This is a genomic window from Streptomyces sp. NPDC042102 (assembly GCF_055582305.1).
This window is the reverse complement of record NZ_JBVJDL010000003.1, coordinates 1,021,978-1,035,779: the sequence shown is the minus strand read 5'-3', so window position 1 is coordinate 1,035,779 and position 13,802 is coordinate 1,021,978. Positions and strand designations below refer to the sequence as shown.

Annotated in this window: 12 protein-coding genes and 1 riboswitch; of the genes, 9 read left to right on the top strand and 3 right to left on the bottom strand. The window is 75.8% G+C overall.

Annotated features, from left to right (window positions below):
• Positions 1-6 precede the first annotated feature (6 nt).
• Positions 7-1,389: an L-serine ammonia-lyase gene (locus ACZ6KO_RS18015; RefSeq protein WP_469304901.1), complete on the top strand. Its 1,383-nt coding sequence runs from the start codon at positions 7-9 to the stop codon at positions 1,387-1,389.
• A gap of 151 nt (positions 1,390-1,540) precedes the next feature.
• Here the strand turns inward: ACZ6KO_RS18015 and ACZ6KO_RS18010 are convergent, their stop codons facing one another.
• Positions 1,541-1,780 carry a hypothetical protein gene (locus ACZ6KO_RS18010; protein WP_401452668.1) on the bottom strand — a complete coding sequence of 80 codons (240 nt, stop codon included), beginning with the start codon at positions 1,778-1,780 and terminating at the stop codon, positions 1,541-1,543.
• Between the two features lie 232 nt (positions 1,781-2,012).
• Here ACZ6KO_RS18010 and ACZ6KO_RS18005 point away from each other — a divergent pair, with 232 nt between their 5' ends.
• The 4 genes from ACZ6KO_RS18005 to ACZ6KO_RS17990 all read left to right on the top strand — a co-directional run bounded on the left by ACZ6KO_RS18005 (position 2,013) and on the right by ACZ6KO_RS17990 (position 6,389).
• Positions 2,013-2,219, top strand: a complete 207-nt coding sequence (locus ACZ6KO_RS18005) for a cold-shock protein (RefSeq protein ID WP_469304900.1) — start codon at positions 2,013-2,015, stop codon at positions 2,217-2,219.
• 165 nt (positions 2,220-2,384) lie between these two features.
• Positions 2,385-3,761 (top strand): hypothetical protein, encoded by a 1,377-nt coding sequence (locus ACZ6KO_RS18000; RefSeq protein ID WP_469304899.1) that lies wholly within the window; start codon positions 2,385-2,387, stop codon positions 3,759-3,761.
• 100 nt (positions 3,762-3,861) lie between these two features.
• On the top strand, positions 3,862-5,097 hold the full coding sequence (locus ACZ6KO_RS17995; RefSeq protein ID WP_469304898.1) for an AAA family ATPase: 1,236 nt from the start codon (positions 3,862-3,864) through the stop codon (positions 5,095-5,097).
• A complete protein-coding gene (locus tag ACZ6KO_RS17990) occupies positions 5,094-6,389 on the top strand; it encodes a vWA domain-containing protein (protein ID WP_469304897.1) in 1,296 nt (431 codons plus the stop codon). Before ACZ6KO_RS17995 ends, ACZ6KO_RS17990 begins: the two co-directional genes overlap by 4 nt.
• Positions 6,390-6,479: 90 nt before the next feature.
• On the opposite strand, the gene ACZ6KO_RS17985 is transcribed toward ACZ6KO_RS17990, so the two are convergent.
• Positions 6,480-6,896, bottom strand: coding sequence for a DUF5997 family protein (locus ACZ6KO_RS17985; RefSeq protein ID WP_469304896.1), 417 nt, complete (start codon positions 6,894-6,896; stop codon positions 6,480-6,482).
• 58 nt (positions 6,897-6,954) lie between these two features.
• Here ACZ6KO_RS17985 and ACZ6KO_RS17980 point away from each other — a divergent pair, with 58 nt between their 5' ends.
• The 3 genes from ACZ6KO_RS17980 to ACZ6KO_RS17970 all read left to right on the top strand — a co-directional run bounded on the left by ACZ6KO_RS17980 (position 6,955) and on the right by ACZ6KO_RS17970 (position 9,605).
• Positions 6,955-7,776 carry a LysR substrate-binding domain-containing protein gene (locus tag ACZ6KO_RS17980; RefSeq protein ID WP_469304895.1) on the top strand — a complete coding sequence of 274 codons (822 nt, stop codon included), beginning with the start codon at positions 6,955-6,957 and terminating at the stop codon, positions 7,774-7,776.
• A gap of 291 nt (positions 7,777-8,067) precedes the next feature.
• Entirely contained in the window at positions 8,068-9,000 is a 933-nt protein-coding gene (locus tag ACZ6KO_RS17975) for a LuxR C-terminal-related transcriptional regulator (protein ID WP_469304894.1), read from the top strand.
• Between the two features lie 92 nt (positions 9,001-9,092).
• On the top strand, positions 9,093-9,605 hold the full coding sequence (locus ACZ6KO_RS17970) for an AMIN-like domain-containing (lipo)protein (RefSeq protein WP_469304893.1): 513 nt from the start codon (positions 9,093-9,095) through the stop codon (positions 9,603-9,605).
• 54 nt (positions 9,606-9,659) lie between these two features.
• Here the strand turns inward: ACZ6KO_RS17970 and ACZ6KO_RS17965 are convergent, their stop codons facing one another.
• The gene (locus ACZ6KO_RS17965; protein ID WP_469304892.1) at positions 9,660-10,421 is read right to left on the bottom strand and encodes a hypothetical protein; all 762 of its coding nucleotides are present in this window, start codon (positions 10,419-10,421) and stop codon (positions 9,660-9,662) included.
• A gap of 224 nt (positions 10,422-10,645) precedes the next feature.
• Between ACZ6KO_RS17965 and ACZ6KO_RS17960 the strand changes: the two genes are divergently transcribed.
• Positions 10,646-13,582, top strand: coding sequence for an AfsR/SARP family transcriptional regulator (locus ACZ6KO_RS17960; protein WP_469304891.1), 2,937 nt, complete (start codon positions 10,646-10,648; stop codon positions 13,580-13,582).
• Positions 13,579-13,797, top strand: a riboswitch (cobalamin riboswitch). It overlaps the preceding gene by 4 nt.
• Positions 13,798-13,802 lie beyond the last annotated feature (5 nt).

The following is a 13,802-nucleotide window of genomic DNA, read 5'->3' as shown; positions in this document are numbered from 1 at the left end:
GCAACCGTGGCCATCTCCGTCTTCGACCTCTTCTCCATCGGCATCGGCCCGTCCTCCTCCCACACCGTCGGTCCGATGCGGGCCGCCCGTATGTTCGTGAACCGGCTGAAGAAGGACGGTGTGCTCGCGCAGACCGCCTCCGTGCGGGCCGAGCTGTACGGCTCCCTCGGCGCGACCGGCCACGGCCACGGCACGCCCAAGGCCGTCCTGCTGGGCCTGGAGGGCCACTCACCGCGCACGGTGAACGTGGAGACGGCCGACGACGAGGTGGAGCGCATCCGGCAGAGCGGCCGGCTGCGGCTGCTCGGGACCGAGATAGGCGATGTCCACGAGATCGCGTTCGACGAGCCGAGCCAGCTGATCCTGCACCGGCGCCGGTCACTGCCGTACCACGCCAACGGCATGACCCTCTTCGCGTACGACGAGAGCGGCGCGCCGCTGCTGGAGAAGACCTACTACTCGGTCGGCGGCGGCTTCGTCGTGGACGAGGACGCGGTCGGCGAGGACCGGATCAAGCTCGACGACACGGTGCTGAAGTACCCCTTCCGCAGTGGTGACGAGATGCTCCGCCTGGCCAAGGAGACCGGCCTGTCGATCTCCTCCCTGATGCTGGAGAACGAGAAGGCCTGGCGCACGGAGGAGGAGATCCGCGAGGGCCTGCTGGAGATCTGGCGGGTCATGCAGGCCTGTGTCGCGCGCGGCATGTCGCGCGAGGGCATCCTGCCGGGCGGCCTGCGCGTCAAGCGGCGGGCCGCGTCCACGGCGCGCCAGCTGCGCACCGAGGGCGACCCGATGATGCACCGCAGCGAGTGGACGACGATCTACGCGATGGCGGTCAACGAGGAGAACGCGGCGGGCGGCCGCGTCGTCACCGCGCCCACGAACGGCGCGGCGGGCGTGCTGCCGGCGGTCCTGCACTACTACGTGAACTTCGTGCCCGGCGCGGACGAGGACGGCGTGGTCCGCTTCCTCCTCGCCGCGGGCGCGATCGGCATGCTCTTCAAGGAGAACGCCTCGATCTCCGGCGCCGAGGTCGGCTGCCAGGGCGAGGTCGGCTCGGCCTGCTCGATGGCGGCGGGCGCCCTCGCCGAGGTCCTCGGCGGCACCCCGGAGCAGGTGGAGAACGCGGCCGAGATCGGCATGGAGCACAACCTGGGCCTGACCTGCGACCCGGTCGGCGGCCTGGTGCAGATCCCGTGCATCGAGCGCAACGGCATGGCGGCGGTCAAGGCCGTGACGGCGGCGAAGATGGCGATGCGCGGCGACGGCAGCCACAAGGTGTCCCTGGACAAGGTCATCAAGACCATGAAGGAGACGGGCGCCGACATGAAGATCAAGTACAAGGAGACCGCCCGTGGCGGTCTCGCGGTGAACGTCATCGAGTGCTGACCGGTACGGCCGGCGCCTGACGCCGGCCACCCCCGCTCCCGCGGCCCGGACCCGACCCCGTCGGCTCCGGGCCGCGGCGCGTCACCACCCCTTCGGGGCCGGGGCAGGGGCAGGGCCGGGGCGGGGCCGCGGCGTGTCGCCACGCCCGGGCTCAGGCCGCGGCGATCCAGCCGCGGATCCGCGCCTGCCGCCGCAGCTCGACCAGCTCGGCCGAGCAGTGCCCGGGCTGCCGCCAGTACGGATGCCCGTACAGCGCCCGCAGCACCTCGACCAGCTCCCGCCGCAGCCGGGTCGCCCCGGCCCCGGCGGGCAGCCGGTCGAGCGCGGCGTAGATCCGGATCACGCGGATCTGCAGGTCGAGCAGGTCTTCGGGAAACTCGGTTCGCGCCATGCCCCGATTAGCCCATGTGTTCGATTTCCGGCGCAACTCGCACCGCCCGCGATCCCCCGTGAGGGTGAGGGAGAGTCCCCGTGACCACCGGGCACCCAGCCGTGACCCGGAGGAATCACCCGGGCACCGTGCGTGCAAGATCGGGCCCGCTGGGGAAGAGTGGGTACGCCGGCCTCGATCGAGCCGGTGCGAGCGGCACCCCGTGCCGAGATCTGGTGAAGGATTCGCGCAGATGGCAACAGGCAAAGTGAAGTGGTTCAACGCGGACAAGGGCTTCGGGTTCATCGCCCAGGACGACGGCGGGCCGGACGTGTTCGTCCACTTCTCCGCCATCCAGACCACCGGCTTCAAGGAGCTGCACGAGGACGACCGCGTCTCGTACGACGTCACGCAGGGCCCCAAGGGCCCGCAGGCGGAGAACGTGGTGGTGGAGCGCTAGGCCCTGGCGGCTCCCCCGCAGGCCCCGCCCTTCCGGGCCGGGGCCTGCCGGCTCCCCGCCACCGAAAATGCTTCGCGCGGGCCGTGGGAGCGTCGTTACGATCACCGCGATGACCACTCATTCCTTTGACAGTTGGGGGGTCCCGTTCGCGCAAGGTGAGTGCTGATGCTCACCGACACCGCGACGGGGGATCCCCGCCTTTCCTTCTGGCGGCGGGTGCGCGAGTACGCCGTGCCGCCCTCCATGATCGAGACCGCGACCGCCCGCCGGCGTACCGGGGACTGGGCCGGGGCGTGCGCCGCCGCAGGCATCGACGTCGATCTCCGGCTGCGTTCCGTGGCCCGTGCCCATGGCCGGGAACTGGCTGCCGGGGTCCGGGACGACCTCCGGCACCTGGCTCCCGACCTGCTGCGCTGGCACCTGCCGAGGATCGCTCCCGACGGGCTGCTGCGCCCGGGACTGACCATCGCCCTGGCCCGGTACGGCGCCGTGCGCCTCGTCGTACGGACCCCGCCCGCGTGGGCGGACGCCGGGCAGCGGATCAGCCTCGCGCTGTGGGACGGACGCCCCGACGGCCCCGGTGCGGTGGCCGCCCGACGGCATCCCCATCCGCACCCCCACCCGCGCTTCCGGCTCGACCTGCACCGCCACCTGTGGGACGCGCGGCGGGCCCCCGAGCTGCGGGCCCGGTCCGGAGCCGACGTACCGGACCACGTACCGCCGGAGCTCGGTCCGCCCGAGCTCGTACCGCGCGGACTCGGCTGTGCCGTGGACCGGTGGGCGGCCGAGGCGGCGATCCTGCTGCGCGCCGAGGGGCGGGCCGCCGGCACCGTCACCGTGCGGCTCGGCGGCCGGCACCGGCTGGACCTGGACATCGGGCCGCACGGGGGCCGGATCGTGGCGCCCGCCGCGCGGCGCGCTCCCGGGGCGACGCCGGTCCTGCCCGACGCGGCGACCTGGGTCCTGCCCGACCTCGAACTGCTCCGGTCCGGCCTGCTCGGGGCCGACCGGCTGCACCCGCTGGTCGCCGCGGCCCTCGCACCGGACCGTCCGCCGTCCGCCCCGCCCCCGGCCGCGGACCCCGCCGCCGGCCCGGCCGGGCAACCGCGCATCGTGGAGTGCCGGGGAGCCCGGCACCGCATCGCCCTGGTCGACGGGGTGCTGGCCCCGCTGGACCACGACCCCGCGGAGATCCGGCGCGAGGAGCTCCTGGTCGCGCTGAGCGGGACTCCCCTGCCCTGCCTGCGGGTGATCGACGAGGCACACCGCCGTCCGGACTGCCTCACCGGCGTCCGCGAACGGCTCGACCACGGCGACATCGCCGGTGCGCTGGCCGTCGTCGAGGGTCTGCTGGGCCCCGACGCCGTGCTGCGCGGCGGCCCGCTGCGCGACGCGCTGGAGGCGGCCGCGCAGCGCCGGATCACGTACGGGCTCTTCCGGGCCGGCCTGCTCGGCCCCGCCCCCGGGTCCGGGCGCAGCCTCCCGGGCCCACGACGCCACCGTGACCGCCGCTCCCACCCGCGCCACACGACCCGCCGCTGAACCGGCACCGGAATCCGGGCCGGGCCGGCCCAGGCCCAGGCCCAGGCCGGCCGCAGCATCCGGCCGCCCGCCGCTCCTCGAACCCCGAAGGTGATCGAACATGCCCATGACCCTCCCCCCGTCCCCCCTCGACGTCGCCGGCACCCTGCTGGCCCTGCTGCGCGACACGACCACCGAGCCGCGTCCCGACATCCAGCTGGAGGCCCTCACGCTGGCCGTGACCGCCGACCTGCCCGTCCTGCTCTGGGGCGAGCCGGGCATCGGCAAGACGGCCGCCCTGACCCGGCTCGCCGAGGAGCTGGACGTTCCGCTGACCACCGTCATCGCGAGCGTGCACGAACCGTCCGACTTCTCGGGCCTGCCCGTCGTCGGCGACGACCCCGCGGAACAAGGGGTGCCGATGGCCCCGCCGGACTGGGCCGTACGCCTGGTGCGGGCCGGCCGCGGGCTGCTGTTCCTGGACGAGCTGTCCACCGCGCCCCCGGCCGTCCAGGCCGCCCTGCTCCGCCTCGTCCTCGAACGGCGGATCGGCTCCCTGCGGCTTCCGCCCGGGGTCCGGATCGTCGCGGCCGCCAACCCGCGTTCCTCGGCCGCCGACGGCTGGGAGCTCAGCCCGCCGCTGGCCAACCGGTTCGTGCACCTGCAGTGGACCCACGACCACGAGGTCGTCGTCCGCGGGCTGGGCGGGACCTGGCCCCGGGCGACCCTGCCGCGGCTGGACCCGGAACGGCTGCCGCAGGCCGTGGACCTCGCCCGCCGGGCGGTGTGCGGGCTGCTCGCCGCCCGTCCCGCGCTCGTCCACCGGCTGCCCAGCGCCGAGACGCGCCGGGGCGGGGCCTGGCCGTCGCCCCGCAGCTGGGAGATGACGCTGTGCCTGATCGCCTTCGCGACCGCGGCCGGTTCCTCCCGGGACGTGCTGTCCCTGCTGGTCAGGGGCACGGTGGGGGACGGTCCCGGGCTGGAGCTGCTGGCCGCCCTGGACCGGATGGACCTCCCCGACCCCGAGGAGCTGCTCGCCGATCCGGCGGCCGCCGACCTGCCCGAGCGCGGGGACCTGCGCCAGGCGGCGCTCGACGGCGTGGTGGCGGCGGTACGCGCCCGGCCGGACCGGGCCCGCTGGGACGCGGCGTGGGCCCTGCTGGTCCGGGCGGTGGAGACGGGACCCCCGGACCTGGTGGTCGTCCCGGCGACCACGCTGGCCTCGCTGCGCCGCGCGGACTGGGACGTTCCGGAGTCGATCGAGCGGCTCGCCGGCGCGGTGGACCTCTCCCGGCGGGCGGACCGTGCGACCGCCCGTGCCACGGCCGCCACGGCGGCCGCGCGGGGCGGCCGGTGACCGGGGAGGGCGCCCGGAAGGACGCCGGAGCGGGCACCGGGGAGGGCGCCGGGGCGCTGGACCGTGACAAGCTCTTCGCCGCCCGGCTGCACGCCGCCCGGGTCCGGCCGTACCTGGCGACGGCGCTGTTCGCCCTGCACGCCGTGGAGTCCCGACGGGTGCCGACGATGGGCGTCGACCGGTACTGGCGGGTCTACGTCTCGCCCGCCTTCGTGGCCCGCACACCGGTGGAGGAGCTGGCCGGCGTATGGGTGCACGAGGTGTCGCACCTGCTGCGCGACCACCACGGGCGCAGTGACCGGTTCGCGAAGGAACGCGGGCTGACCGGGGCGGCGGAGCGGTTGCGGATGAACATCGCGGCGGACTGCGAGATCAACGACGACGTGTTCGGCGACGGGCTGGTGCGGCCCGGCGGCGCGGTCGACCCGGTCGCGCTGGCGCTGCCCGAGGGCCGGCTCATGGAGGACTACCTGGGGCTGTTCCGGCTCGGGCCCCGGATGCACCACCTGGCCTGGCTGGACTGCGGCAGCGGCGCCGACGGCCTGGACCGCGCGTGGGAGCTGGGGCCGGACGGCGCGCACGGCCTGAGCGCGCGGGAACGGGACGCGGTGCGGTTCCGGGTGGCGCAGGGCATCATCGGCCGCCCGGGCGACGCCCCGCGGGGCTGGCAGCGGTGGGCGAAGGAGGCGTTCCATCCGCCGCAGCCGTGGCGGGAACTGCTGGGAGCCGCGGTCCGCTCGGCGACCTCCGGCTCCGGCGCGGGCGAGGACTACACGTACGGCCGGCCCGCGCGGCGCTCGGCCGGGCTGCCGGGCGTGGTCCTGCCGAGCCTGCGGCGCAGGCCGCCCCGGGTCAGCGTGATCATCGATACGTCCGGGTCGGTGAGCGACGAGGAACTGGGCAGCGCCCTGCTGGAGGTCGCCGCGATCTCCCGCGCGGTGGGCGGCCGCCGGGACCTGGTCACCGTGGTGCCGTGCGACGCGGCGGCGCGGACCGTGCACACCCTGTGCCGGGCGGAGGGGATACCGCTGCTGGGCGGCGGGGGCACGGATCTGCGGACGGGCTTCGCCGCGGCGCTGCGGGCGGGTTCCCGGCCCGACGTGATCGTGGCCCTGACCGACGGGCAGACGCCCTGGCCGGCCACCCGGCCGCCGTGCCGGACGGTGGTGGGCCTGTTCTCCCGGCCGTGGGCGGAGCCTTCGTGGGACGAGGACGATCCCGACTACGTGCCGGACACCCCGCCCGACTGGGCGCACGTGGTCACGATCGGCACAGCTCCCCCGACCCCGTGAGCCCGCGCCGCCCGGCCCGGCGCGGGGGCGACCCTACCCGCGGCCGCTCCGGGGCGGGGCGGGGCGGGGCCGGATGGTCCCGGTCCGGGGTCAGGCGCGGGGGTCGCTCTGCCGCTCCGCGGCGCGGGCGGCGTCCTGCTCGTGCTTCGCCTTGATCCGGACCGCTTCCTTGCGGACCTCCGCCTGGGTGGCGCGCTCCTTCTGCAGCCACTCGGGGTTCTCGGTCTTCAGGGCGTCGATCTGCTCGGTGGTGAGGGCCTCGGTGACGCCGCCGCGGGCCAGGCCCGCGATGGAGACGCCCAGCTTGGCCGCGACGACCGGGCGGGGGTGCGGGCCGTTGCGTCGCAGATCCTGGAGCCACTGCGGCGGGTCGGTCTGCAGGGCGTTCAGTTCGGCGCGCGAGACGACGCCCTCCTGGAACTCGGCGGGGGTGGCCTCGAGGTACACACCCAGCTTCTTCGCCGCGGTCGCGGGCTTCATCGTCTGGGTGGTCTGGTGCGACGTCATGGTGCCAAGGGTATCGAGCATGTGAGCTAGGTCCGACCACGGCCGGTAACCTGGCCGGGTGACAGGCTCGGATGCATCTCCTTCGTTCCGGCTCGCGTACGTCCCGGGAGTGACGCCCAGCAAGTGGGTGCGGATCTGGAACGAGCGGCTGCCCGACGTCCCCCTGGCCCTGGTCCAGGTGACCGCGGCCGAGTCCTTCGGCGTGCTGCGCGACGGCGGCGCCGACGCGGCCTTCGTCCGGCTGCCGGTCGACGGTGCGGACCTGAGCGCGATCCCCCTCTACACCGAGACCACGGTCGTGGTGATCCCCAAGGACCACGTGCTGATGGCGGCCGAGGAGGTGTCCGCGGCGGACCTGGCCGACGAGATCGTGCTGCATCCCCTCGACGACACCCTCGACTGGGAGCGTCCGCCGGGCCGGCCCGCCTTCGAGCGGCCCGCCAGCACGGCCGACGCCGTCGAGCTGGTGGCGGCGGGCGTGGGCGTGCTCGTCGTACCGCAGTCGCTGGCCCGTCTGCACCACCGCAAGGACCTCACCTACCGGCCGCTGACGGACGTCCCCGCCTCGCGCGTCGCGCTGTCGTGGCCGGAGGAGAAGACCACCGACCTGGTGGAGGACTTCATCGGGATCGTGCGCGGGCGCACGGTCAACAGTTCCCGGGGGCGCAGGCCGGAGCAGGGCAAGGAACAGGCCAAGGAGCAGCCGAAGGCCAAGGCCAAGGCGCAGCCGGGCCGGGGACGGGCGAAGGACGGGCGGGGCGCCGCAGCGGGCAAGGGGGCCGCGCAGGGCGGTGGCCGTGGTGGTTCCGGCGCGCCCAAGGGTGCCAAGGGCGCCAAGGGGGCCAGGCCCGCCAAGCGCGGCAAGCCCCGCCGCCCGTAGTCGTCCGGGCGGACGGCCTCCGGGGCCCCGGCAGGCGTAGAGCCCGCCCTTCCGCGTTCGGGTGGCACGGAAAGGCGGGCCCGCCGCATGCGCCCGTCCGGAAAAGGGGAAATTCGGGCTTCCGGACCGGGCGGTGTTCCCCCGTGCGTCCATGGTGCCGCCGGTCACCGGGGTGAACACGGTCCGGCCACATGTACGAATGTAATCTGCACAGTTGTGAAGCATGTCGAAGCCGGTACACGTGCGTGCGAATGCGACAACTCGGCCGAGGGGAAGCCCTGTTCCCGGGCCATGCGCGGCTACGAGCGGCTCCTGGCCGCCGGTTCGCTGCCGGCCGCGGACGTGCCCCCGTGCCTGTGGGACCTGCACCTGGTCACCGAGGACGCCACCGCGCCGGGACAGGCCGTGCCCGTCCCGCCCGAGGTCGCGTCGTTCTCGGCGCTGCACGCGATGGAGAGCCGAATCGCGGCGCAGCAGCGCACCCTGTGGTCGACGCGGGCCACCCTGGCCGCCTTCCGGGAGACGTACGAGCACAGCCGCCGCCGGGAGCAGGGACAGCTGACCCTGCTGAACGGTGACGAGGTGATCGACAACGCGCTGGCCGCAGCGGTCGACGGCTGCCGCGAGGAACTGCTGACCGCGCACCCCGGCGGCACCCGGCCCGAGAACACGCTGCGGGCGGCGGTGGCACGGGACGTACGGATGCTGCGGCGCGGCGTGTCGCAGCGGACGATCTACCAGCACACCATCCGCGGCCACCAGCCGACACTCGCCTACATCGAGCGGGTCACCGAGGCCGGGGCGCAGGTACGGACCCTGACCGAGGTCTTCGAGCGGATGATCATCGCGGACCGGGAGACGGCGTTCATCCCGGGGGACGAGACCGACAGGCGCAGCTCCGCCCTCCAGATCCGGGACCCGCACGTGGTGCGGTTCCTGGTCGCCACGTTCGAGAACGCCTGGGCGCGGGCGACGGAGGTGCGCCCCGCCACCGCCCCGGCCCGGCAGCCCGCCGTCACCTCCGAGTTGCAGCTGGCGATCCTCCAGGCCGTCGTCGGCGGCGAGACGGACGACTCGATCGCCCGTCGCCTGGGCATGAGCCGGCGCACCGTCGCCGAGCACATCCGCAAGGTCTCCGTCCAGCTCGGCAGCGGCAGCCGCGCCCAGCTGGGCTTTCTGCTGGCGACCTCCGAGCTGCTGCGGCCGCCGGCCGACGGCGTCTGACATCCGTCCGGCCGGGCGTGCAACCGTTCGGGCCCGCCACGTGTCTTCCCCGATGTCACCACTGTCCCGATATCTGCCCATCGGGGGACGTCATGCATCGTCGTCTACGTCGTCAGCAGCTCGTGGCACTGACCACGGGCGCCCTTCTCACCGCCGGCCTCGCGCTCGCCGTGCCGGCCTCGGCGGCACCCGCCGCCAGGGCCTCGACCACCCCCCTGGTGGTCAACGCGCGCTGGGGCACGCACTGCACGTTCGACCGGGTCGTCATCGACATCCAGGGCACCATCCCGGAGACCACCGTCACCGAGGTGCCCGAACTGGTCTACGACGGGTCCGGCCACCCGGTCCCGCTGCCCGGGAAGTACTTCCTGGAGATCCGCCTGCACCCCGCCGCCGCGCACAACGACGCGGGGCAGTCCGTCTACAAGGGCCCGCATCTGATCAAGCTCAACCTGCCCAAGCTCAAGGGCCTGGCCATGACCGGCGACTACGAGGGGTACGTCACCTTCGGCACCGCCTTCGCCACCAAGCCCCAGTTCAGCACGTTCAAGCTGCACAACCCCGAGCGCTTCGTGGTCGACGTCGCGCACCCGAACACCTGCTGAGCCGTCCGCGCATCGGAGGGCCCGGGGTGTCGCACACCCCGGGCCTCTCTCCCGTCAGGCCGGCCGGATCCGCATCATGGTCGGGTCCCCGTTCCCGAACCAGTCCTGCGCGCAGGAGTAGCGGCCGGGTGCGGCCGCGCCGACCAGGCCGAGGCAGGCCGCCATGGCCCGCTGCCCGTAGGCGTTGGGGTGCATGGACTCCTCCAGCGTCCCCTGGGTGTCGGCGTGGTCCAGGAAGCGGAACCATTCCGCGCGGCGCGGGTCGGGTCCGCCCTGCCCCACCTGTGCCACGCCGAGCGAGCACACCTCGTGGCCGGCGAGCGCGTCCCGCAGGTCGAGGAAGTCCGTACCGCGGGCGGTGGCCACCGACTTGACCAGGTCGCCGATCCGCGGGACGACCGCGTCCTGCTTCTTCCAGCACAGCCGGGAGAAGTACCAGTCGTACGCGCAGTCGCCGATGATCGTGCCGAAGCCGAGGTCGTTGCCGCCGACGGCGCCGCTCGCGCCGTAGACCCGGCCCGGGTCGTAGCCGGATCCGGTCCAGGCCCGGTCGGTGCCGTTGCGGGAGGCGGCGTACCGGTCGGTGTTGCCGAGCCAGCGGCCGCCCTCGCCGGAGATGAAGCTGTCGCCCATGGCGACGGCGACGGCCGGCCCGCCGGGCACGGCGGCCCCGGAGGAGCCGGGGGGTGCCGTGATCGCGGCCGGGCCGGGCGCGCGGCCGGCGTGGGCGTCGGGTGCCGTCAGCCCGGCCAGGCCGAGCAGCGCGACGGTCAGCAGCGCGGCGCCCCGGGAGGCGGTGCGCGTGCGGGTACGCATGGGGGTCGTCCTCTCGTCCGTGCGGGGTGGGAAGGGGCGCCGTTCCACCCGGGGAGGCCGGCGGGGCCGGGACCCGGCCACCCCCGCGTCCCCCGTGCGCCCGGCGCCCCGCGACGACGGCGAGGAGTGTGGAGGAACCCCTGCGCCGGCCGCGTGGAAGGACGTTACGATCGGCGCCCACCGGCAGCCCGTCCGCCGGCCACTCGTCCGCCACGGAGTGCGCCATGCCCTTGGTCTTCGCCCTGCTGGGTCCGGTCCAGGTGACCCTGGACGGGCGGCCGTTGCCGCTCGGCGGGCCGCGCGGCCGACGGGTGCTGGCGGCGCTGCTGCTGGAGGCCGGGCGGGCGGTCCCAGTGGCGGGACTCGCACGGGCGGTGTGGGACGACGCGCCCGCCACGGCCCGCGAGCAGCTGCACAACGTCGCCGCGTCGCTGCGCCGGCTGCTGGCGGGTACGGGTGCCACGGTGACCCGCTCGGAGGCGGGCCTCACCCTGGAGCCGGGCCCGGCGGTGCTGGACGTACGGGAGTTCGCCCGGCTGCGGGCGGCGGCCGGGACGGCGCCCGCGGCCGAGGCCCGGCCGCTGCTCGCCGGAGCCCTGGAGCTGTGGCGGGGCCCGGCGCTGGGCGGGCTGGCCGGGCGGCTGTTCGAGGCCGCCGCGGCCCGGCTGGAGGAGGAGCGGCTCGACTGTCTGGAACGGCGCCTGGCCGCCGACCTGGAGCTGGGCCGGCACGCCGAGGTGTGCGGCGAACTCGCCTCCCTCACCGCCGAACACCCGCTGCGCGAACGCCTGGTGGAGCTGCGCATGCTGGCCCTGTACCGGTCGGGCCGGCGCGGCGAGGCGCTCGACTGCTTCACCCGGGCCCGGCGCAGCCTCGCGGACGCGACGGGACTCGACCCGCGGCCCGAACTCCACGCCCTGTACGGCGCGTTACTGGCGGACGCCCCGCCCCCGCACCCCGCCCCGGACCCGCCGCCCGGGCCGCCGCCGCCCGCGCCGCTCGGCGCGGTCGTGGCCCCCGTCCCGCCGGCACCCGTCGCCCCTGTGCCCGCCCAACTGCCGCCCGCGACCGAGGCCTTCGTCGGACGCGTCGTGGAGGCCGCCGCCCTGGTGCCCGCCCTGCGCGCGGCCGGCGGCGGCGTGTGCGTGGTCACCGGGCAGGCCGGGATCGGGAAGACCGCACTCGCGGTCGAGGTCGCCCGGGGCGTGCGCGAGGACTTCCCCGACGGGCAGCTGTTCGTCGATCTGCGCGGGGCGGACCAGGGGGCCGCCGACCCCGCCGAGGTGCTGGCCGGGTTCCTGCGCGGGCTCGGCGTGGACGGGGCGTGCGTGCCCGCCGGAGCCGGGGAGCGGGCCGCGCTCTACCGGAGCCTGCTGGCCGGCCGGCGGGTGCTGGTCGTCCTCGACAACGCCGCCGGGGAGGAGCAGGTACGGGCGCTGCTGCCGGGCCCCGCCGGTTCGGGCTGCGCGGTGCTGGTCACCAGCCGGCACCGGCTGACCGGGCTGGACCGGCGCCTCGCGCTCACCCTGCCGGTGCTGGCCGAGGCCGACGCCCTCGGTCTGCTGGGCCGGGTCGTGGGGCACCGGCGGGTCGCCGGGGAGACCGGGGCGGCGCGCGAACTGGTCGCGCTGTGCGGCCGGCTGCCGCTGGCCCTGCGCGTGGTCGCCGCCCGGCTCGCCGCCGCCCCGCACCGCGAACTGGCGCGCCTGGCGGCGCGGCTGCGCGACGAGCGCGGGCGGCTGGACGAGCTCGCGCACCACGGGGCCGACGTCCGGGCCGGGCTGCGGCTGAGCTACCGGGCGCTGCCCGCCGAGGCCCGCGCCCTGCTGCGCGCGCTGGCCGTGCTGGACGCGCCGGACTGTGCCGGCTGGGTCGCCGCCGCCCTCCTCGACCGGCCCCCGGCGCGCGCCGAGGAGGCCCTGGACGCCCTGGTCGGCGCCCATCTGCTGGAGGTCGCCGGGCGGGACGAGGCCGGGCAGCTGCGCTACCGCCTGCACGACCTGGTCCGCGCCTTCGGCCGCGAACTGGCCGCCCCCGGACCGGCGGACGCGGCGCTGCGCCGGGCGCTCGGCTGCTGGGTCGCCCTGGTCCGCGCGGGCCGCCGGGCCCACCAGGGGCTGGACTACCCGGGCCTGGGCCGCATGGCCGCCGGGTGGGAGCCCGAGCCGGGCGTGCTGGCGCTGGTCCGGGCGGAGCCGGTGCGCTGGCTGGGGGCCGAGCGGGAGGCGCTGGTGGCGACCGTACGGCAGGCGGCCGCCGTCGATCCGTACGCCTGCCGGGAGCTGGCCGCCGCCGGGGAGTACCTCTTCGACCTGCGCAGCGACCTGACGGGGTGGCAGACGGTGCAGGAGAGCGCGCTCGCCGCCGCGCTGGCGGCCGGTGACCGGACCGGTCAGGCCCTGATGCTGGTGGGACTGGGCCGGCTGCGGGCCTGCCGGGTGGAGTGGGGGCCGGCGCGCGAGACGGTCGCGGCCGGGGAGCGCCTGTTCGAGGAGCTGGGGGACGCGCACGGGGCGGCGTACGCGGGCTGGGTGCTGGCGTACCTGGACCGGGTGCAGGGCCGGCTCCCCGAGGCGCTGGAGCGCTGCCGGAGGATCGCCCCCGTCTTCGAGGCGGCCGGCGACCGGTACGGGCACGCGCACGCGCTGCGCGGGATCGGCCAGGTGCTGCTCGCCGGGGGCGACAGCGCCCGCGCCCTCGACGTGCTGCGCGAGGCCCTGGCCGTCGCGGTGCGCGGCGGCGCCGCCTGGCCCCGGATGTGCATGCTGCGCTGGGTCGCCGACGCGCAGCTCGTACGCGGCCGGCTGGCGGAGGCGGCGGCCGGTTTCCGGGAGGTGCTGGCCCATACGGAGGGCTCCGGCGACCTCGCCGGGCAGTCGGCGGCCCGGATCGGGCTCGGCCGGATCGCCCTGGAGCGGGGCGACACGGCGCAGGCGCTGCGGCAGCTGCGGGCCGCGGACGAGCTGGGCCGGCGCTCCGGGCAGACCCTGGTGCACGCCCTCGCCGTACCGCCGCTGGCCCGGGCGCTGCTCGCGGCGGGCGAGACGGCCGCCGCGCGGGCCCTGCTGGAGGAGGCCCAGGAGGGCTGCCGCCGGATGAACGCACGGCCGTTGCTCGAGCAACTGCGGGCGGCGCTGGCCGCGGTGCCGTCCGTGCCGTAGGGTCAACAGGCCTTGGTGTTCGGGAAACCGGTGGAAAACCGGTGCGGCCCTCGCCACTGTGATCGGGAAGTCCGGCTCCTCCCCCTGCCCGCGGCAGGGGACCCCCCAGCGGGAAGCCACTGGGCGGCGGCGGGATGATCCGCACCGCCTGGGAAGGCGGAGCCAGGGCATCAGTACCCGTGAGCCAGGAGACCGGCCGGGGTGCGTTGTCCATCCACGA